This is a genomic window from Candidatus Limnocylindria bacterium (genome assembly GCA_036523395.1).
GTDB lineage: Bacteria > Chloroflexota > Limnocylindria > P2-11E > P2-11E > CF-39.
Genome location: DATDEH010000004.1, coordinates 17,158 through 35,825 on the forward strand (window position 1 = coordinate 17,158; position 18,668 = coordinate 35,825).

23 protein-coding genes are annotated in these 18,668 nt (G+C 66.5%); 4 read left to right on the forward strand and 19 right to left on the reverse strand.

Annotated elements, in window-relative coordinates:
• Positions 1–2: 2 nt before the first annotated feature.
• Together VI056_00400 and VI056_00405 are read right to left on the reverse strand one after the other, a co-directional pair.
• Positions 3–1,022, reverse strand: a complete 1,020-nt coding sequence (locus tag VI056_00400) for a rod shape-determining protein (protein HEY6201476.1) — start codon at positions 1,020–1,022, stop codon at positions 3–5.
• A gap of 53 nt (positions 1,023–1,075) precedes the next feature.
• Positions 1,076–1,921 (reverse strand): FTR1 family protein, encoded by an 846-nt coding sequence (locus VI056_00405; protein ID HEY6201477.1) that lies wholly within the window; start codon positions 1,919–1,921, stop codon positions 1,076–1,078.
• Between the two features lie 96 nt (positions 1,922–2,017).
• Here VI056_00405 and VI056_00410 point away from each other — a divergent pair, with 96 nt between their 5' ends.
• Positions 2,018–2,668, forward strand: a complete 651-nt coding sequence (locus VI056_00410; GenBank protein ID HEY6201478.1) for a metal-dependent transcriptional regulator — start codon at positions 2,018–2,020, stop codon at positions 2,666–2,668.
• Positions 2,665–3,327, forward strand: a complete 663-nt coding sequence (locus VI056_00415) for a type II toxin-antitoxin system HicB family antitoxin (GenBank protein HEY6201479.1) — start codon at positions 2,665–2,667, stop codon at positions 3,325–3,327. Before VI056_00410 ends, VI056_00415 begins: the two co-directional genes overlap by 4 nt.
• Here VI056_00415 and VI056_00420 read toward each other — a convergent pair.
• The 14 genes from VI056_00420 to VI056_00485 form a co-directional block, all read right to left on the reverse strand.
• Positions 3,317–3,703, reverse strand: coding sequence for a VOC family protein (locus VI056_00420; protein HEY6201480.1), 387 nt, complete (start codon positions 3,701–3,703; stop codon positions 3,317–3,319). The two genes, VI056_00415 and VI056_00420, sit on opposite strands and share 11 nt — an antisense overlap.
• A complete protein-coding gene (locus VI056_00425; GenBank protein ID HEY6201481.1) occupies positions 3,700–4,173 on the reverse strand; it encodes an NUDIX domain-containing protein in 474 nt (157 codons plus the stop codon). The genes VI056_00420 and VI056_00425 overlap by 4 nt, the downstream gene beginning before the upstream one ends.
• A gap of 24 nt (positions 4,174–4,197) precedes the next feature.
• The gene (locus VI056_00430; protein ID HEY6201482.1) at positions 4,198–5,325 is read right to left on the reverse strand and encodes a cytochrome D1 domain-containing protein; all 1,128 of its coding nucleotides are present in this window, start codon (positions 5,323–5,325) and stop codon (positions 4,198–4,200) included.
• 122 nt (positions 5,326–5,447) lie between these two features.
• Positions 5,448–5,861: a F0F1 ATP synthase subunit epsilon gene (locus VI056_00435; GenBank protein ID HEY6201483.1), complete on the reverse strand. Its 414-nt coding sequence runs from the start codon at positions 5,859–5,861 to the stop codon at positions 5,448–5,450.
• Between the two features lie 2 nt (positions 5,862–5,863).
• Positions 5,864–7,303 carry a F0F1 ATP synthase subunit beta gene (gene atpD, locus VI056_00440; protein ID HEY6201484.1) on the reverse strand — a complete coding sequence of 480 codons (1,440 nt, stop codon included), beginning with the start codon at positions 7,301–7,303 and terminating at the stop codon, positions 5,864–5,866.
• Positions 7,304–7,314: 11 nt separating this feature from the next.
• A complete protein-coding gene (atpG, locus tag VI056_00445) occupies positions 7,315–8,175 on the reverse strand; it encodes an ATP synthase F1 subunit gamma (protein HEY6201485.1) in 861 nt (286 codons plus the stop codon).
• Positions 8,176–9,801, reverse strand: a complete 1,626-nt coding sequence (gene atpA / locus VI056_00450) for a F0F1 ATP synthase subunit alpha (protein ID HEY6201486.1) — start codon at positions 9,799–9,801, stop codon at positions 8,176–8,178.
• A gap of 12 nt (positions 9,802–9,813) precedes the next feature.
• A complete protein-coding gene (gene atpH, locus VI056_00455) occupies positions 9,814–10,344 on the reverse strand; it encodes an ATP synthase F1 subunit delta (protein ID HEY6201487.1) in 531 nt (176 codons plus the stop codon).
• Positions 10,344–10,880 (reverse strand): F0F1 ATP synthase subunit B, encoded by a 537-nt coding sequence (gene atpF, locus VI056_00460; GenBank protein HEY6201488.1) that lies wholly within the window; start codon positions 10,878–10,880, stop codon positions 10,344–10,346. The genes atpH and atpF overlap by 1 nt, the downstream gene beginning before the upstream one ends.
• 3 nt (positions 10,881–10,883) lie before the next feature.
• The gene (atpE, locus tag VI056_00465; protein ID HEY6201489.1) at positions 10,884–11,108 is read right to left on the reverse strand and encodes an ATP synthase F0 subunit C; all 225 of its coding nucleotides are present in this window, start codon (positions 11,106–11,108) and stop codon (positions 10,884–10,886) included.
• Between the two features lie 19 nt (positions 11,109–11,127).
• A complete protein-coding gene (atpB, locus tag VI056_00470) occupies positions 11,128–12,066 on the reverse strand; it encodes a F0F1 ATP synthase subunit A (protein ID HEY6201490.1) in 939 nt (312 codons plus the stop codon).
• The gene (locus VI056_00475; GenBank protein HEY6201491.1) at positions 12,063–12,392 is read right to left on the reverse strand and encodes an AtpZ/AtpI family protein; all 330 of its coding nucleotides are present in this window, start codon (positions 12,390–12,392) and stop codon (positions 12,063–12,065) included. Before VI056_00475 ends, atpB begins: the two co-directional genes overlap by 4 nt.
• A gap of 19 nt (positions 12,393–12,411) precedes the next feature.
• Entirely contained in the window at positions 12,412–13,365 is a 954-nt protein-coding gene (gene corA / locus VI056_00480; protein ID HEY6201492.1) for a magnesium/cobalt transporter CorA, read from the reverse strand.
• Between the two features lie 22 nt (positions 13,366–13,387).
• On the reverse strand, positions 13,388–13,756 hold the full coding sequence (locus tag VI056_00485) for a response regulator (GenBank protein ID HEY6201493.1): 369 nt from the start codon (positions 13,754–13,756) through the stop codon (positions 13,388–13,390).
• 54 nt (positions 13,757–13,810) lie between these two features.
• On the opposite strand from VI056_00485, the gene VI056_00490 reads away from it, so the two are divergent.
• Complete coding sequence (locus VI056_00490) at positions 13,811–14,251, forward strand: hypothetical protein (GenBank protein ID HEY6201494.1); 441 nt, start codon at positions 13,811–13,813, stop codon at positions 14,249–14,251.
• A 32-nt stretch (positions 14,252–14,283) separates the two neighbouring features.
• Entirely contained in the window at positions 14,284–15,198 is a 915-nt protein-coding gene (locus tag VI056_00495) for a Hint domain-containing protein (GenBank protein HEY6201495.1), read from the forward strand.
• Here the strand turns inward: VI056_00495 and VI056_00500 are convergent.
• From VI056_00500 to VI056_00510, 3 genes are all read right to left on the reverse strand, one after another.
• Complete coding sequence (locus tag VI056_00500) at positions 15,195–16,943, reverse strand: S9 family peptidase (protein ID HEY6201496.1); 1,749 nt, start codon at positions 16,941–16,943, stop codon at positions 15,195–15,197. The genes VI056_00495 and VI056_00500 overlap by 4 nt on opposite strands.
• 373 nt (positions 16,944–17,316) lie before the next feature.
• Positions 17,317–18,222, reverse strand: a complete 906-nt coding sequence (locus VI056_00505; GenBank protein HEY6201497.1) for a DUF72 domain-containing protein — start codon at positions 18,220–18,222, stop codon at positions 17,317–17,319.
• A gap of 194 nt (positions 18,223–18,416) precedes the next feature.
• Positions 18,417–18,668: hypothetical protein (locus VI056_00510; protein ID HEY6201498.1), on the reverse strand; the 252-nt coding region annotated here is incomplete at its 5' end.

Sequence of the window (18,668 nt, forward strand, 5' to 3'; positions counted from 1 at the left end):
ATTTAATGGACGGCGACGAGGCTTCTGCGGAAGAAGTCGATGTGCTCGAGCGCGAGACCGGTGCCCTTCGCGACGCAGTAGAGCGGGTTCTCCGCGACGTAGCACGCGACGCCGGTGACCTGCGTCAGGAGCTTGTCCATGTTGCGCAGGAGCGCGCCGCCGCCCGAGAGGACCATGCCCTTGTCGATGACGTCCGATGCGAGCTCGGGTGGCGTCTCTTCGAGAACGGCCTTCACCGACGTGATGATCTGCTGCAGCACCGGGTCCATCGCCTCGGTGATCTCATTGCTCCCGATCGTGATCGTCCGCGGCAGACCGGCAATGAGATCGCGGCCGCGGACCTCCATGGTGAGCTCCTGGTCCATCGGCATCGCCGAGCCGATCTGGATCTTCACGTCCTCTGCGGTGCGCTCTCCGATCATGAGGTTGTATCGCTTGCGCACGAAGTTCGCGATCGCCTCGTCGAGCTTGTTGCCCGCGGCACGGACGCTACGCGAGACGACGATGCCACCGAGAGAGATGACCGCGATCTCCGCGGTGCCGCCACCGATATCGATGATGAGGTTCCCGCTCGGCCCGGAGATCGGGATGTTCGCGCCGATCGCCGCCGCGAGCGGCTCCTCGATGAGATGCGCGACGCGCGCACCTGCGCGCACCGCGGCGTCCTTGACCGCGCGGCGCTCGACGCTCGTGACACCGGACGGGACGCAGATCATGAGCTCGGGGTGGAAGATGCGAATGCGACCGCAGACCTTGTCGATGAAGTACTTGAGCATGTACTCGGTGATGACGTAGTCGGCGATCACGCCGTCGCGCATCGGCTTCTGAGCCGTGATGTTCCCGGGTGTCCGTCCCAGCATCAGGCGTGCTTCCTCTCCGACCGCGACGATGCGCGGGCGTGGCGATCCGTCGTCGTGAGCGAGCGCGACCACCGAGGGTTCGGTGAGGACGATGCCTTTGCCGCGTACGTAGACGATGACGTTGGCCGTGCCGAGGTCGATGCCGATCTGCTTAGCGAACATGTGGGCTCAATCTAGAACGTCGGTGCGGTGCGCGTGTTGTGGTCGCGCGATGATCAGGCCGTCCGTGTCACCTCAGTCGCCGTTCGGACCGGCTGGCGCGTGAGGTCCGTCTTCGAGAGCAGCCACACGACGACGAAGTACCCGACGTACGCGACGAGCTCCAGGACCGTCGGCTCGTCCTGATAACCGAGGAACGCGCGGAGGACAGCACCGATTCCCGAGTCGTCGGGAAGAATGGCTGCCGTGCTCCAGAGCTTCGGTCCTTCGACCCCCGCGAGCGGGCCGGCTTCCGCGAATTCGTGAGCCGCGTGTGCGAACAGGCCCGCGGCGAACAGGATGAGGATCACCGTCGTGACCTTGAAGAAGGTCCGCAGGTCGATGCGTCGCCCGAACGCGTAAATGAGGACGCCGACCCCGATGGCGAGACCGAGACCGATCAGAGATCCGACGAGCTTCCCTTCTCCCGGCGCGGCGAACAGCAGGAGCGCGAGCTCCACGCCTTCACGCACCACCGCGAAGAACACCAAGAAGAAGAGGCCCCACGCGGCGCCGCCGCGCTCGAGCACACCCTGGACCCCGCGCTGCAGCTCGGACTTCAGATAACGAGAGTTGCGAAGCATCCAGAAGACCATCCACGTCAGGAAGACCGTCGCGAGCAACATCGTCGTGCCCTCGAAGACCTGCTCGGTGGTGCCTTCGAACTCGGCGTTGAGCGCGTTGAGGATCCCGAGCGCCAGCAGGCTGACCGCGGCAGCGGCGAGAGCGCCGGCCCAGACCCACTTGCGCGCGCCCTTCGCGCCGACCTGTCCGAGATACGCGAGCACGATGCCGACGACCAGCGCCATCTCGACGCCCTCGCGAAGGCTCAGGACCAGCGCGCTGATGTCACCCGCGCTCACTTCGATCTCCCGGTGCGATACTCGGCGAGGCGCCCTTTTAGGAGCGCCTGACGGACCTAAGGTGAGCCTAACAATTTCCGACCCGGGAGGTCAAGAATGACGACGCAGGCCTCCCCCGCGACCGAGGAGTACCTGCAGGCCGTCTACACCCTCGCCGACGAAGGCGGCCAGGTCATCGGCGCGCGTCTCGCGGAGTTCCTGCGGATCTCTCCTGCCGCCGTGTCTGAGATGGTCCATCGCTTGGAGCGGGATGGGCTCCTGAAGCTCGACGAGCGCAAAGAGGTCCGGCTCACGCCGCGCGGGCTCACCGCGGCGAGCTCGATCATCAGACGGCACCGGCTTGCCGAACGGATGCTCGTCGATCTCCTCGGCTATGAATGGTGGAAGACGCACGAGGAGGCCGAGCGCATCGAGCACGCGATGTCGCAGGAGATGGAGGAGCGGCTGGTGCGCGTCCTCGGAGATCCACAGACCTGCCCGCACGGTAATCCGATGCCGGGCTCGACGCCGCGTCCAACGCGCCTCCTCGAGCGGCTGGCCACCGGCGAGCGCGCCACGGTCGAGCGGATCCCCGATCAGTTCGAGCACGAGCCGGGGTTCCTCGAATACCTCGACACGCAGGGGATCCGCCCCGGCGTCACGCTCGAGATGATCGAGCAGCGTCCGGGCCTTCTGCGCGTCTCGGTGGATGGGACCTCACGTTCGATCCGCCCCGACTGCGGTCAGAAGGTGTGGATGGCGGCATGACCGAGGCGAAGATCTACGCGGCCGAGGCACAGCCCGGGTACTTCCTGGCCATCATCCCGATCCTCCCGGGCTGTGTCGCGTCGGGTAAGACTCGCGACGAAGCGGTCGCAAAGGCGCGACGTGCCTTCCACGAATACCGCGCGTTGCTCGAGGCGCACGGCGTCGCGATCGATCACTGGAAGGACATCGACCCGGACACGCTACCCGTCGGTGAGCTCGAGAGCCCGCCGCTCGTGCCCGGGGAGGATCAGCGGTTCGAGGAGCACGAGATCCGCGACTTCATCCACCAGTACGAGGCGTCGCGCGCCGCGGTGATAGCGCTCGTGACGAAGCTCAGCGCGGACCGCCTCGAACAGAAGCCGGACGACGACAGCTGGAGCGTGCGCCAGGCGCTGGAGCACATGATGACCACGGATATCGCGCTCCTATCGCGGCTCGAGAAGTGGCCCGCGGATCCGCTCAGCTCGTATCAGGCGATCCATCGCCTGATCGTCCAGCGCTTCAGCGTGATGGAGCCCGATGACTGGCGCGACCACACGATCGTGGGACGGCGCTGGACGACCAAGCGCGTGATGCGCCGACTGCTCGAGCACGAGTTCGAGCACTACCAGCACATCAAAGAGATCATCGCCGCGCTGGGTGAGCCGTCTAAGACCTGATCTCGTTCGAAACTTCGATGAGATTGCCGTCGGGATCGCGGAAGTAGAGGGAACGTAGCGGACCGCGCGCACCGGTCTTTTCGACCGGACCGAGCTCGACCTCGACCGAGCAATCGCGTAGATGTGCCGCCACCTCATCCAGCGGCGTGTCGGTCGTGAAGCAGACATCCATCGTGCCGGGCTTCGGCTGCCGCGCCTTAGGCTCGAACTCGCGGCCAGCCTGGTGAAGATTCAGTTTCTGATCGCCGAACGCGAGCGCTTGGCGTCCCTCACCGAACCAGACGGCGTTCATGCCGAGTACGCGCTGATAGAACGCGATCGTCTTGTCGATGTCAGCGACGGTGAGGACCACGTGGTCGATGCGCTGAACTCTCATCCGCGCTCGGCCCACTCGATCGCAGCCGCGGCATGGCGCTCGATCAGCCCGCGTTGGTCGGCGCGCACCTCGGGGAGCGCGTCGGGAGCGAAGCTGCGCAGTTCGAGGATCTCGCTGGTGAGCTCCGCAGACCCGCTGGTCACCCGGTAGGCGAACACGACCTCGACGCGCTCCCATCGGTACCCGGTCACGACCTCGAGCACCGGGCCGACCTCCGCGACCAGGCCGGTCTCCTCACGTATCTCGCGCGCGAGCGCATCCTCGACCCGCTCTCGCGGGTGAAGGAATCCTCCTAGGAACCGCCACTGCGGTGCGCCGAAGCGGTGGCGCGCGAGGAGCACTTTGCCCTGGTCATCGACTCCGAGCCCGGTCACACCGACGAGGAATCGGTCGTGCGCGGCGGTCATGAAACGTCGCTGCCAGCGCACGGGGAAGGCGTTGAACACCACGGCCAGAAGTCGCATGAACATCGCGACGCAAAGCCTAGCCCGCGTCTAGGGAGCGGCGATCCCCACCGACGCGATGCCGTGCGCTTTGGTCACCGGGAGCTTCTGCACGACCTGCCGCGTCTTCATGTCGATCACGTTCACCATGCCATCGACGTTCGTGGTCACGAGCATGCGGTCACCTTCGGGGTCGTACGTCGAATGGAACGGCTGCTGGCCCAGCTTTGTCTCGCCCAGGATCGCCCGCTCGCGCCAATCGACCCATAGGAGTGACGGCCCGAGGTGATCCGAAAGGACCATCACGTTGGTGTTGCTCGGGTAGTACACGCCGTCCTGGAAGACCTTGAGGGTGTGGAACGGATAGCGACCCTTGAGGTGGATCTCCTGCTTCACCGTCCTGGTCAGCGGGTCGTAGATGACCATGCGGTCGGACGGCTTGTCAAGGAAACCGGAAGAGCTCGACCACAGCTCGCTGCCGTCGGGAGTGAAGTACGCGTCGTGAACGTCGTTCACCTTTACCTTCGTGATCAGCTTGGTGTCGAGGTCGTAGACGCGCAGATGATCGGTCTCATTCGAGTTCGTGACGGTGAACCACAGCTCGTTCGGCTTCGCGGCGCTCATCGACAGGACGTGCTGCGGGACGCCGACCATGAGCGGCGGGAGCGACTTCCATGTGCCTGCCTCGAACCGCGAGATGTACGTGTCCTTCTCGTGCGCGATGAAGAGCGTCTTCGCGTCGGGCGACCAGATGATGCCGTGCGGCTGCTTGCCCGCCGGAAGACGGATGATCTCCTTCATCGCGATCGGATCGATCACTGAGGTCGTGTTCGCCATGCGGTTGTTGACCGCGACGAACTTGCCATCGGGCGAGACGGACATCTGGTGCGGCATGCGTCCGACGGGGATCTTGCCTACGAGCGCGAACGGCGCGTCGGGCGCGCCCTCGAGGACCCAGACCTGATCGGTGCTCTCCGACGCGACGAATACCCGGAGCTTCGCGTAGAGACGCGGATCGACCGTCGGCTGCGCGGTCGGCGATCGTGTGCTCGCAGGCATCGCGGTCGGGGCGGCGACATGCTCGCTCGTATCTGCTTCCGTTGGTGCTGGTGCGACCGATGCGCCCGCACACGACGCGAGCAGCACCACACCGATCGCAAGAAACCGCAAACCCCTCACGCAACCACCCCTGGATCGCGGTCACGACCGCGGCCAGCGTCAGCGTATCCGCACCGGAAAGCGAACGCCAGAAGGCCGCCAGCGTACGGCCATCGAACGGCCATGTTCAGCGCCACTATGCCCTAGGCGCGACGCCGCCTCCGCTCGCTGACCCGAATCCGGACGAGCGCGCGCTGCAGGCTCGCGCGCGCCCGCGCCTCCTCAGCGGCGGACATCGGGCCCGCCTGCAGCGCCTGCTGGGCGCGGTCGCGCGCCTCCTGCGCACGCTGCGTATCGATCTCCTCGGCCGCCTCGGCGGCCTCGGTGAGGACGATGACGCGGTCGCCGCGCACGTCCATGAAGCCGCCGAACACCGCCATGACCTCCTCGACGCCGCCCTTCTTCACGCGAAACTCGCCAGGCCCGAGCGTGGTGAGGAGCGGGGCATGGTGCGGGAGGATGCCGACGTATCCGTCGCTCGCCGGCGCGATGACCATGTCCACGTCATCTTCGTAGACGGCGCCTTCCGGCGTGACGATCTCGAGTCGGATGGGCACGGCTATGCGCTCTCCTTCGCGAGCCGCTCGCCCTTCTCGCGGGCCTGCTCGATCGTGCCGACGTTGAAGAACGCCTGCTCGGGCAGGTCGTCGTGCTTGCCCTCGAGCACCTCTTTGAAGCTGCGGACCGTGTCGGGCACCTTCACGTATACGCCGGTCAGTCCGGTGAACTGCTCGGCGACGAACATCGGTTGCGCGAGGAACCGCTGGATCTTCCGAGCGCGAGCGACGAGCAGCTTGTCATCGTCGGAGAGCTCGTCCACGCCGAGGATCGCGATGATGTCCTGCAGGTCCTTGTAGCGCTGCAGCACGCGCTGCGTCTCGCGCGCCACCTCGTAGTGCTCCTGTCCGACGATCAGCGGGTCGAGCGCGCGGCTGGTCGACGTGAGCGGGTCGACCGCGGGATACAGCGCGAGCTCGGTCAGGTAGCGCTCGAGGCGGATCGAGGCGTCGAGGTGCGCGAACGTGGTCGCCGGCGCCGGGTCGGTGTAGTCGTCCGCCGGCACGAAGACCGCCTGCAGCGACGTGATCGATCCCTTCTTCGTCGAGGTGATCCGTTCCTGCAGCTCGCCCATCTCGGTCGCGAGCGTCGGCTGATAACCGACGGCGCTCGGCATCCGGCCGAGCAGCGCCGACACCTCGGATCCGGCCTGCGTGAAGCGGAAGATGTTGTCGATGAAGATCAGGAGGTCGCGTCCCTCCTCGTCGCGGAAGTACTCGGCGATCGTGAGACCGGTGAGCGCGACGCGCAGACGCGCACCCGGCGGCTCGTTCATCTGGCCGAAGACCATCGACATCTTGTCGATGACGCCCGACTCGCGCATCTCGCCCAGGAGCTGCGTGCCCTCGCGCGAGCGCTCGCCCACGCCACAGAAGATCGAATAGCCACCGTGCTCGGCTGCGACGTTGCGGATCAGCTCCTGGATGACGATCGTCTTTCCGGTGCCGGCGCCGCCGAATACGGCGGACTTTCCACCCTTGAGGAACGGGCAGATCAGGTCGATGACCTTCATCCCCGTCTCGAAGATCTCGGCGGTCGTCGCCTGGTCGGCGAAGGACGGCGGTGCACGGTGGATCGGATCGCGTCGCTCGCCCTTCACTGGACCCTTGCCGTCGATCGGCTCGCCAACGACATTGAAGAGCCGACCGAGGGTGTCCTTTCCGACCGGCACCGTTATCGGGCCGCCGGTGTTCCTTACCTTCATACCGCGCCGCAGGCCATCGGTGGACTGCATCGCGACGGCGCGCACCCAGTTGTTCCCCAGGTGCTGCTGGACCTCCGCGGTGACGAGCTCGCCGCTCTTGTCCTCCCGTTTCACGGTGAGGGCGAAATAGATCTCCGGCAGCTCGCCTTCCTCGAACCGAACGTCGAGCACGGGTCCGATGATCTGGACGATCTCGCCCGTCCCGGTCTCTTCCCTCTTCTTGACGGGTGTCTTCACTGCCATCTTTGCTACCCCTTCAGCGCTTCGGCGCCCGAAGCAATCTCCAGCATCTCTTTGGTGATACGCGTCTGGCGCGCTTTGTTAGCGGCGAGCGTGAGATCTCCGATGATGTCGTCCGCCGCATCCGTCGCGTTGCGCATGGCGACCATCTGCGCGGAGAACTGCGAGGCCTTTGACTCGAGGATCGCCTGGTACACGGCCATCTCGATGAAGCGCGGCAGGATGGCGTCCATCACGGCCTGCGGATCCGGTTCGAACAGGTACTGGATCGGCGGCAGGTCGTCGATGTCCTCCTCCTCGGGCACGAGGGGAAGGATCCGACGGATCGTCGGCTCCTGGCGGAGCGTGTTGACGAAGCGCGTGAACGCGAGGTGGACCTCGTCGACGTTCCCGTTGGTGAACTCGTCGACCGCCACGCGAGCGATGACGTTCGTGTCGTTCGTCGTCGGTCGGTCCGGGATGCTCGGGAACTCGGCGATCACGGGAGTCCGCAGACGGCGGAGCGATCCGATGCCCTTCTTGCCGACCGCGACGTAGGCGGTCTCCGGCTGCGCCTGCGCGAACCGCAGTGCCGTCCGAAGCAGGTTCACGTTCATCGGACCCACGAGGCCGCGGTCGGTCGTGATGAGCACGACGGCGACCCTCCGGACGGGAGTTCGACGCCGCAACAGCGGGCTGACCTCGGGATCGGCGTATGGGGCAAGCTCGTTCAATACCGACCGTAGCTTCTGCTCGAACGGACGCGACGCGAGCACGGCCTCCTGCGCGCGGCGCATCTTCGACGCGGCGACGAGCTGCATCGCTCGCGTGAGCTGCTGGATGTTCTTGACCGAGCGGACGCGCCTCCGCAGGTCCCTCTCGCTGGGCATCTAGGCTCCTGCTCCTGCCTTCGTGCGGCCGGCTCCGGCTTTGCCGGCGCCGGCCGAGCCCCCTTCAACGGCCTTCTTGTCTTGCGCCTTCGGTGCAGCGGTGGCGGCGACCTTCGCGTCGTCGTAGGAGACCGTCTTTTTGAACTCATCGATCATCGCGCGCGCCTGCTTCTCGATCTCGGCGTCGAACTTCTTCTCTTTCGCGATCTTGTCCGCGAGCGGCTTGTACTGGGTCTCCATGAAGCGGTAGAGATCGCGCTCGAAGTCCTTGACCCGGTGCGCCGGAACGTCGTCGACGTAGCCGTTCGACGCGGCGAAGATGATGACGACCTCCTGCACCAGCGACAGCGGCTGGTACTGCGGCTGCTTCATGATCTCGGTGATCCGCTCGCCACGTCGGAGCTGCTGCTGGGTCTGCTTGTCGAGGTCGGAGCCGAACTGGGCGAAGGCGGCGAGCTCGCGGTACTGCGCGAGGTCGGCCTTGAGTCCCTTCACCACGGCCTTCATCGCCTTGGTCTGCGCGTCGCCGCCGACGCGGGAGACTGACAGACCGCTGTTCATGGCCGGACGGATGCCCTGGTTGAAGAGGTCGGTCTCGAGGTAGATCTGGCCGTCGGTGATCGAGATGACGTTCGTGGGGATGTAGGCGGAGATGTCGTTCGCCTGCGTCTCGATCAGCGGCAGCGCGGTGAGCGAGCCGCCGCCGTTCTCTTTATTGAGGCGCGCGGCGCGCTCCAGGAGGCGCGAGTGCAGGTAGAAGACGTCTCCGGGATACGCCTCGCGGCCGGGCGGGCGCCGCGTGAGCAGCGAGACCTGCCGGTACGCCCAGGCGTGCTTCGTCAGGTCGTCGTAGACCACGAGAGCGTCCTGTCCCTTGTCGCGGAAGTACTCGCCCATCGCGCAGCCCGCGAACGGCGCGAGGTATTGGATGGGCGCCGGGTCGGACGCACCGGCGATGACGACGATCGTGTGATCCATCGCGCCGTGCTCCTCGAGCGTCGCGACTATCTTCGCGACCGACGAGTCCTTCTGTCCGATCGCGACGTAGATGCAGATCAGGTCCTGGCCCTTCTGGTTGATGATCGTGTCGATCGCGACGGCGGTCTTGCCCGTCTGACGGTCGCCGATGATGAGCTCGCGCTGGCCACGGCCGATCGGCGTGATCGCGTCGATCACCTTGACGCCGGTCTGCACGGGCGTGTCGACGTTCTGCCGCATCATCACGCCTGGGGCGACAACGTCGACCGGGCGGAACTCCTTCGTGTCGATCGGGCCCTTTCCGTCGAGCGGTCGCGCGAGCGGATCCACGACACGACCGACGAGCTGCTGCCCCACCGCGGTCTCGACGATGCGGCCGGTCGTCCGGACCTCGCCGCCCTCCGCGATACCGGTGTAGTCGCCGAGGATGATCGCGCTCACGGTGTCCTCTTCGAGGTTGAACGCGAGGCCGAAGACGTTGTTGCCGAAGTCGAGCAACTCCGAAGCGAGGCAGGCAGCGAGCCCGTGGATGCGCGCGATGCCATCGCCGATCTCCACCACGGTGCCGACGTCGACCGATTCGGACCGCCCTTCGAACTTCTGGATCTGCGCCTTGATGATGTCGGTGATCTCCGACGTCGTCGCCACGGTGTTCTCCCTCTAGCGCGCGAGCTCGCGCTCAAGCTCGGCCAGCTGTGCTTTCAGTGATGAGTCGATGAGCCGGTCGCCGATCTGAACCTTGGCGCCACCGATGAGCGACTCGTCGACGGCGAATGTCGCGAGGATCTTCTTGCCGCTCGAGCGCTCCAGGCGCCCGACGAGTTCCTCGCGCTCGCGGGTGCTCAGCTCCGTCGCCGTCGTGATCCTTCCCTTGACGATCCCGGCGCGCCGCTCGACCAGGTCGGAGTACGCGACCGCGATCTGCGGGAACAACGCGATGCGCTCGCGCTCCAGCAAGAGACCCAGCAGCGAGCGGATCGGCTTCGGCTCGCCGGCGGTCGCGGACTCGATCGCCGCCTGCCGCGCCCGCAGTGGGACGCCGGGATTGCGAAGCGCGCGCAGGATCTCGCCACCCAGCGCTTGACGCAGACGCTCGAACGAGGCGGCGAATTCTTGCTCCGCCTTCTCCGCCGTCGCGATCTGAAGGAGCGCCTCGGCATAGCGTCGCGCCGACGAGCCGGAGAGTGCCATCAGTTCTGCTTCAGCTCCGCGCCCGCCTCGTCCAGCGACCGCTCGATGAGCGCGCGGTGCTGGTCGGCACTGATCTCGCGACCGAGGATGCGGCTCGCCGCGAGCACGACCATCGACGCGACCTCGGTGCGCAGCTGTGCGAGCGCCTGATCGTGGAGGTGCTGCGCGTCCGCGCGACCCTTTTCACGGATGCGATCGGCTTCCGCCTTCGCCTGCGTGCGGATGTCGGCCGAGGCAGCCTCAGCGGCCTTCGTCGTGCGCTCGGCGATCGCGGCCGCTTCGCGACGCGCCTCTCCCAGGATCTTCTCGACCTCTTGCTTCAGCTGTTCGCGCTCGCGTCGCGCGGCTTCCGTGAGCTCGAGCCCCTCGCGGATCTTCGCGGCGCGCCGATCAAGCGTCGACATGATCGGCCCCCACATGAAGCGGCGGAGCAGGTACAGGAGAACGAGGAAGTTGACGATCGAGACGAGCACCCAGAACGGGTGCACGACGAGCGCGGTGGGCGATTCCTCCGCCAGAAGTGGAGCGAAGAGCATCGCTTAGAGGGCCTTGCCCTGAAGAAGGAACGCGATGACGAACGAGAAGATGCCCAGCGACTCCGCGAAGACGACGATGATGATGCCGTTGGTGCGGATCGCGTTCGCGGCGTCGGGGTTGCGTCCCGTTGCCTCCGCGACCTTCGAACCCGCGATGCCGATGCCGAGTCCGGCCCCCAGGGCCCCGAAACCGATCGCGATGCCGGCGCCAAGCCAAGCCAAGCTCATGGTTTTTCCTCCTCGCGAATTAGGCCGCGTGGGCTGCTTCGAGCTCCGGAACGTGTGACGCTTCGGGATGGGCTGCTTCGTGCTCCTCACCACCGTGAGACTCGAGCGCAAGGATGATGTAGAGCAGCACGAGGAACGCGAACACGAACGCCTGGATGAATCCGATGAACAGCTCGAGCCCGATGAACGGAAGCACGAAGCTGGGAACGAACAGGAGCGCCGAGAGGACCGAGAGAACGATCTCGCCGCCCCAGATGTTGCCCCAGAGTCGGAGCGTCAGCGTGAGGATGCGGAACAGCTCGCTGAAGAACTCGATCGGGCCGACGAAGACGAGCATGACCACGCCGACGAGCGGCCCCTCTTTGAACGCCGGGATGTTGACCCAGCGCGTGAAGTAACCGAGCCCGTTCTGCTGGATCCCGGCCCACTGGTACCAAACGAAGCCCGTCAGGGCGAGGCCGAGGTTGGTGTGGTAGTCGGCGGTCGGCGAGTGGAGCAGCTCGATCTGACCGACGAGCGGGATGATGCCGAGCCAGTTCGAGAAGAGCGCGAACAGGAACAGAGTCCCAAAGAGTGGCAGGAAGCGCACGACCGCGGGCCCGCCGGCGTCCTTCATGAAGTCGACGAGCGCCTGGACGATGAGCTCGATGAACCCCTGGAAGCGTCCCGGCACTTCGCTGACCGCACGCGAGGCGACGACGCCGAGCACGACGAGGACGACCATCACGAGCCAGGCGGTGAAGATCGAGTTCGAGATCGAGATGTCGTTCCAGATCGAGATCACGCCGCCCGCAGAGGGAGCCGCTTCTCCACCGAGGTGGATGAGCGGCGTCCCCGCCTGCTCGGCGACATGGATGTCCGCCTGCGTGGGCGGCCAGTTCGGAAGGTTGCCCGTCAGCGCCGCGCCGATCACGGCGACGGCGTTCAGGAGCAGCACGATGCCCAGGACCTGCCTCACTCGCTCTCCTCGCCCGACTCTTTCTTCTGCTCTCGCTCTTGGATCTCGCGCTCCCAGCGCCGCCCCGCCTCACGCGCCGCATCACTGGTCGGCGGCGTCGGATTCCGCGCGATGTAACGCTTGATGATGAAGAACATCCCCAGACCCGCGACCGCCAGACCCACCAGGATCGCCACGAGCCCCAGCGTTGGGGCGGTCCCGAACTGCTCGTCCAGCTTCTGCCCCACGTACGCCGCGATGAGCAGCGGCCCTCCCACGACCACCGCGACCTGGAAGCCCATGGAAAGGAGATCGCCGCCGTAGCTGCCGGAGTCCCGCTGGGGCAATGCAGGGACAGGTTAGCGGCTAGAGCCACCCCTTGCGTCGGAAGTAGAGCGCGGTGCCTGCGGCCACGGCGAGCATGAAGATCAGCGACGCGAAGAACAGCGGTTCGCTGTCGTACGGGATGAATTTCCAGTTCTGCCCGAAGAAACCCGTGACCACAGTGAGCACCAGCAAGACGGTCGCTACGCTCGTGAGGACCTTCACGACCTCGTTCAGCCGGTTGGACACCGACGCCAGATGCGCGTCGATGACGTTCGAGGTCAGCTCGCGGAACGTGTCGATCTCGTCGGTCACGCGCGAGATGTGGTCGTACACGTCCTGGAAGTACGCGCGGCGCCCGGTCTCGCGCAGCTCGCGGATGTCGCCGCGCACGAGGACGGTCAGGACATCCCGCTCCGGCGCGATGAGGTGGCGGATCCGCACCAGGTCACGCTTGAGCACGAACAGCTCCCGGATCGAGGTGTCGTAATCGGGCGCCTCGCCGCCGACGACCATCGACTCGAGGAGCTCGACGCGATCGCCGAGCGCGTCCACGATCTTGAAGTACTGGTCGACGATGGTGTCGAGGAGCGCGTGGAGGAGGAGCCCCGTGGTCGCCAGCTTTCCCTCGCGGAAGCGCTTCTCGACGGCGGCGCGCGCGGTGAAGTCGCCCTCGTGCACCGTGACGATCGCGTTCTGCGACATGAAGATCGAGATCTCGACCTCGCGCACCACGCCGGGCGACGGCTCCTCGAGCGCGTAGAAGACGATGAAGTAGTGGTCGTCGTACTGGTCGATCTTCGGCCGCTCGTGCCGCTGCTGCGCGTCCTCTACCGCGAGCGGGTGCAGATTGAGCTCCTTCGCGGCGAGCTCGAAGTCGTGGCTCTTTGGATCGCTGATGTCGAGCCAGCACGGGCGGTCGCGGAGCTCGGAAAGCTCCTCGGGCGGCCGTTCGCTGGTCTGGTTCGCTTCCTTGACGAGCAAACGCGCAGGCATGATCGAAGGCTAAACCCGCGGGCTAACTGGCGAAGCGCCTGACCACTTTCAGGAACTCAGGCCCGTCGAACGGCTTGCACAGGAAGGCTTCGGCGTTGCAGCGGTCGGCCTCGTGCTTCGGATCGATGGCACCGGTGAGGATCACGAGCGGAACTCGCCGAAGCGCCATCCGGAGCTCGCGCGCGAAGGCCGGTCCGTCCACTCCGGGCATCTGGATGTCGAGCACGACGACCGCGGGAGGATCGATCTGGATCACGCGCATTGCCTCTTCCCCGTCTCGTGCCTCAACGACACGGAATCCGTCCTCGGTGAGGACGGCGCGCTCCGCCGCGCGCGTCGCCGCATCGTCGTCGACGACGAGGACCGGACGCGCAAATCGTTGACCAAGCATGGGGACTCACCTAGCACAACGCGTACCGCGGTTCAGCCTTCTTAGACTCGCTGCGTGGCCCAGCCCGGCGGCCTTCGCGCCATCGAAGAGGTGGTGCCCAGACTCGGCGCGAAAGCGGGTTTCCCAGCCCTACGTATCGGCCACGTGACGAAGTACGACCGGCCGCTCGAGCACCTGACCGGGCAGCTCGATATCGCTCCGCTGAAGCTGCCACTCCGCGCGCGCGATGGACGCTACGGTCTGGTGCTCTGCTTCTCACTCGATGAGGTCGACCCACCCAGGCTGGCGCGCGAGCTCGTTCGCGTCACCCATCCCGACGGAACGATCTGGGTCGTGGTGTGGAAGAAGGATCATCTTCCGCCGGGTGTCCTGTCGTGGGACGAGGCGCAGCGGGTGATGCTCACGACGGCCTGGGTCGATAACAAGATCCTGTCGCTCGGCGAGCAGGTCTACGCGACCCGTTACGTCCGCCGGCGCCGGCCGGCGAAGGTCTAGCCGTGGAACCGCCAGCCCGCCCTCAGCGTCGCATGAGTGTGCGTCTGCCAGGGCTCGTTCTCGCGCTGGCGCTCGCCGCATGTGGCGGCGGGCTCGCCTCGCCGACCCCGTCGCCGACACCACCGCCGCAGCCGCTCACGGTGCCCCAGATGAAGTACGCGGTGACGGACCAGCTGGGCCGGCCATGGTTCTGCGACCCCGACTTCTTCCCGGTCGGGCGCGGCGATGAGGGTCAACGCGCGCAGGAGAAACTGCCAGAGATACAGAAGGATGCCGGCACGTTCAGCGCGATCGTTGCGCATCTCAAGCTGTCGCCGGCGCCCCCGTATATGGCGGACCAAACGCTCGCGATCTACCGCGAGTGGAAGACGCTGAACGCGATACAGCTGCAGCCCGGGTCATTCGGATCTCCCAGCACGCTCCAGGACTGGACCTTCGCGTACCTCGCGATGAGGAACACCGGCGGCGGCGAGCGCGTCGAGGGTCGCGTGACCGCGGACGGGCGCATCACCGTCACGGCTCGCCAGCAGTCCGGACCACCGCCGTGCCCGATCTGCCTTGCGGTCGGGACGCACATCGCGACACCGAGCGGTGAGATCGCCGTGCAGGACCTGCGCGTCGGGGACGTTGTCTGGACGCCCGACCCCAGTGGAACGCGAGTTCCCGCACCGCTCGTGGCAATCGGGAGCACGCCGGTGCCAGGAACGCACATCGTGGTCCGCCTCGCGCTGGACGACGGGCGCATCGTCTATGTCTCGCCGGGTCACCCGACCGCCGACGGGCGTCACATCGGCGACCTCGCCGTGGGCGACATGCTCGATGGCGCGCGGATCGCGAGCGTCGACCGGGTTGCCTACGCGGGGGGTGCGACCTACGACGTCCTCCCGGCTGGCGCGACGGGCGCCTACTGGGCGAACGGCGTGCTACTTGGGAGCACGCTCCGCTAGGTCTCGAGGAGCTCCCGCGTCAGGAACTTCACGATCCGGCTGTAAGCGTCCTCGGCGTTCGCGCGCTTCGTGAAGCCGTGGCCCTCGCCGGGATACACGACGTATTCGACACGACGGCCAAGTGTGCGCAAACGCTCGACGACCTGATCCGATTCTTCCTGCGGCACGCGCGGGTCGTTCTCGCCCTGGAGGATGAGCATCGGGCAGCGCACGTTCTCGATGTGCGTGATCGGTGAGCGCTCGATGAGCTTCTCGCGGTCCCGTTCGACGTCGCCGATCCAGCGCGCGAGAAATCGACGCCAGTTCGGTTGCGCGTTCTCGATCATGGTGATGAGATTCGCGACCCCGAAGACATCGACCGCGCAGCGCCACAGGTCGGGGATCCGCGTGACACACATGAGCGTCGCGAATCCCCCGTACGAGCCTCCGTAGACAGCAAGGCGCTTCTGATCGAAGTCCGACTGCGTCGTCATCCACTCGGAGACCGCGCGGAGGTCGCGCAGATCTATCCCGCCCCAGTCCTTGTGGATCGCGGCCTGCCACGCGCGACCGTAGCCGGTCGAGCCGTGGATGTTCGGGACGACGAGCGCGATCCCGTTGTGCACGAGCGCAGCGAGATGCGTCAGATGCGCCGAGAACGCTGGACGCGACTGGCCCTCGGGTCCGCCGTGTGGATACAGGACCGCGGGCACGGGTCCGCGCGCGCCGCGCGGCCGGTATACGAAGCACGGGATGTCGCCGTCGGCCGCCGGGATGCGGATGAGCTCCGGCTCGACGAGCTCGGTGGCCGGCACGCCGAACGTCGTCGTGAGTGCGACGCGTGCCTCGCCGCTCGCTATGTCGAGCGTCCACACCTGCCACGGCTCGGTCGCCGAGATCCGCGCGAACGCCGCGCGCGTTCCGTCGGCGCTGAGCACCAGATCCTCACAGACTCCATGCAGGTCGCGCTCGCGGATCGGACCGCCGCCCTGCCGCCAGCGCAGGCGCGAATAGCCGTCCTCGTTCACCGACCAGATCTGCACGCGTCCGTCGACCGATGACGCCGCGAGCTCGACGTCCCACTTCGGTTGGTCGACGGCATCGCGTCGCCCACTCGCCGGATCGAGCGCTGCGAGCCAGAGGTGGTCGCTCTTCAGATCGGTGATCTCGAGCACGCGTCCATCGCTGAGCCATCCCGCGGGGATGTGCTGCACGTCCTCTTGCTGTGGCGTGATCTCGCGAGGCTCCCCGGTGACCGGATCGACGAGGAGGAGCTCCTGCGTCGTGTTGTCGAGCACCCGCATCACGAGGAGGCGCGTGCCGTCGGGCGACCACCCGCCGGCGACATGCCACGCCGCGCCGGTGATGAGCTGTCGCTCCGAACCCGTATCGAGGTCAGCGATCACGATGTCCATATCGGTCGCGATGCGCGAGTTGCTCGAGAACGCGACGCGCCGTCCATCGGGCGAGGCGGCGTTCCACGAGAGCAGTCGCTGCACCTTGCCCGCGGGATCGACGGAGACCGGTGCGACCGGGCCATCTGGGTGGCGGACGTACACCTGGTGGAGCTCGGTGCCGCCGCGATCGGCCGCCGCGAGCAGCTCACCGCTCGCGCTCCAGCAGAGGCTGCGGACGGCGTGCTCGGGGATGGTGACGGCGCGCTGCGCGGTACCGCCGGTCGCCGGAAGCGTCCAGGCCTCGTAGGTGCCGGCACCTTGATCGGATACGACCGCGAGCGTCCGAGCGTCCGGTGACAGCGCTAACACGGACCTGCAGGCGAAGCGGCGTGTTGTGTGGGGCACACTCGCGAGCCGATCGTGCGGGTGGAAGTCCGAGAGCGGTCGGTTTGGCACCGCGGGCTACGGTACCGCTGTCATCGGATCGGCGCGAAGTGCGCGACGCGGAGAGCGTCCAAGCGACCGTGCACCCGGTACACCGTGCTCAGAAGAAACGCACGGAGGGACGGTAGTGGCGCTCCGAACGACGACACTCCGAACGCAGCCGCAGCTCCGCTGGTGGACCGTATTCGGACCGCTTCGCCTCGCCGCGCTCCAACGCTCGCCGTACTCGTTCGGAGCGCCGGGAACCGATCCGGTCGCACGCGTTCAAGGACGACCCGAACTTCTGGCTCCGGTCGCTCTAGCGGCGGGCGAGCAGCTCCGAGAGATCGCGCGCGTTGTTCACGGCCTTATCGCCGTAGCAGTTGTTCATCAGCAGGTGGATCTCCTCGGATGCCTCTTCCATCCGCTTGATCTTCGGTAGCCACTCCTCGAGCTCGCTCTTCTTATAGGAGTAGTCGAACCGCTCGGCGGCGGTGAGACCCCCTTTCTTCCAGTTCTCGGCGTTGCGTCCGTGGAAGCGGACGACGGCGAGCGGCGCGGTCACCGCGTCCACCGGCGGGATGCTCGAGGGAAAGCCCTGTGGCTCGTCCACGGCGACGTAGCTGAGGCCGCTGTCGCGCAGGAAGGCCAGCGTCTCGTCGCGGTTGCGCTCCTCCATCCACAACCGGTTGCGGAACTCGACGGCGAGGCGGTCGTCGGGCAGGAGCTCACGAGCGCGGAGGATCTCGCTCTTGTTCTTGCCGGTGATCGTGAACCAGTCGGGGTACTGGAGGAGGATCGCGCCGAGCTTCCCCGCCTTGCGCAGTGGCTCGAGGGCCACCCAGAAACGCGCGTGGATCTCGTCGATGATCTCTTTCGGAAGATCCTTCGGATAGACGCGCCGCTTCTCGCGGGTCTCTGCCGGCAGCGACTCGCGTAGGTCCTTTGGCAGTCTCTTCGGGTCCGTCGGATGCGTGGTGATCGTGGCGAACGCCTTGAAGTTCATCGTGAAGTTGTCGGGCGTGCGCTCGAGCCAGAGCTGAGCCTGCTTCTGATCGGGCAGCGCGTAATAGGACGCGTCGTTTTCCACAAGCGGGAAACGCTCGGCGTAGAACCGCAGTCGCTCGTCGGCCTTCTTGGCAACGTTGTCCGGATACCAGCCGGATTCAAGAAGAGTTGGGTCCGTCCATGAACAAGTACCAATAAGGACGCGCTTCTTCGCCACTAGGAAAGTGTGCGCGGTCCGAGGCGTGCGCGGCTCAGGGCGGGGCGGCACTCCCTCGAGCGAGCGTCTGCGCCCAGCCGGCCCGAACGCGGCGCGCTCCGTGAGTAGCGGGCCGGCGTAGCCAGCAGCGAGCGAGAGGAGTGCCGCCCCGCCTGAGGCCGCGTCAGCGAGCGGCGCGCGCGGAAAGGGTGACGCTAGAAGCGGTCGGCCTCTTCGGCGTACAGGGTCGGATCCAACTCTTTCGCTTTCGGTGCGCGCTGAGCGAGCGCGACGACAGTCACGCCGAAGAGGACGACGAGTCCCATGAACGTGATCGCTTGCGTCCGTCCGCTGGTCACGAACGCCAGGACTCCGAGCACGATCGTGACCCCGTAGATCAGGAGCACGGCTTGGGCGTGCGAGAGACCAACGTCGAGCAGGCGGTGATGGAAGTGCCCACGATCCGG

Excerpts from the sequence above, each read along its gene's own strand:
- VI056_00400 (HEY6201476.1), bottom strand. The coding sequence starts at position 1,022 with ATGTTCGCTAAGCAGATCGGCATCGACCTCGGCACGGCCAACGTCATC.
- VI056_00410 (HEY6201478.1), top strand. The coding sequence starts at position 2,018 with ATGACGACGCAGGCCTCCCCCGCGACCGAGGAGTACCTGCAGGCCGTC.
- VI056_00415 (HEY6201479.1), top strand. The coding sequence starts at position 2,665 with ATGACCGAGGCGAAGATCTACGCGGCCGAGGCACAGCCCGGGTACTTC.
- VI056_00420 (HEY6201480.1), bottom strand. The coding sequence starts at position 3,703 with ATGAGAGTTCAGCGCATCGACCACGTGGTCCTCACCGTCGCTGACATC.
- VI056_00425 (HEY6201481.1), bottom strand. The coding sequence starts at position 4,173 with ATGTTCATGCGACTTCTGGCCGTGGTGTTCAACGCCTTCCCCGTGCGC.
- atpG (HEY6201485.1), bottom strand. The coding sequence starts at position 8,175 with ATGCCCAGCGAGAGGGACCTGCGGAGGCGCGTCCGCTCGGTCAAGAAC.
- atpH (HEY6201487.1), bottom strand. The coding sequence starts at position 10,344 with ATGGCACTCTCCGGCTCGTCGGCGCGACGCTATGCCGAGGCGCTCCTT.
- atpF (HEY6201488.1), bottom strand. The coding sequence starts at position 10,880 with ATGCTCTTCGCTCCACTTCTGGCGGAGGAATCGCCCACCGCGCTCGTC.
- atpE (HEY6201489.1), bottom strand. The coding sequence starts at position 11,108 with ATGAGCTTGGCTTGGCTTGGCGCCGGCATCGCGATCGGTTTCGGGGCC.
- corA (HEY6201492.1), bottom strand. The coding sequence starts at position 13,365 with ATGCCTGCGCGTTTGCTCGTCAAGGAAGCGAACCAGACCAGCGAACGG.
- VI056_00485 (HEY6201493.1), bottom strand. The coding sequence starts at position 13,756 with ATGCTTGGTCAACGATTTGCGCGTCCGGTCCTCGTCGTCGACGACGAT.
- VI056_00495 (HEY6201495.1), top strand. The coding sequence starts at position 14,284 with ATGAGTGTGCGTCTGCCAGGGCTCGTTCTCGCGCTGGCGCTCGCCGCA.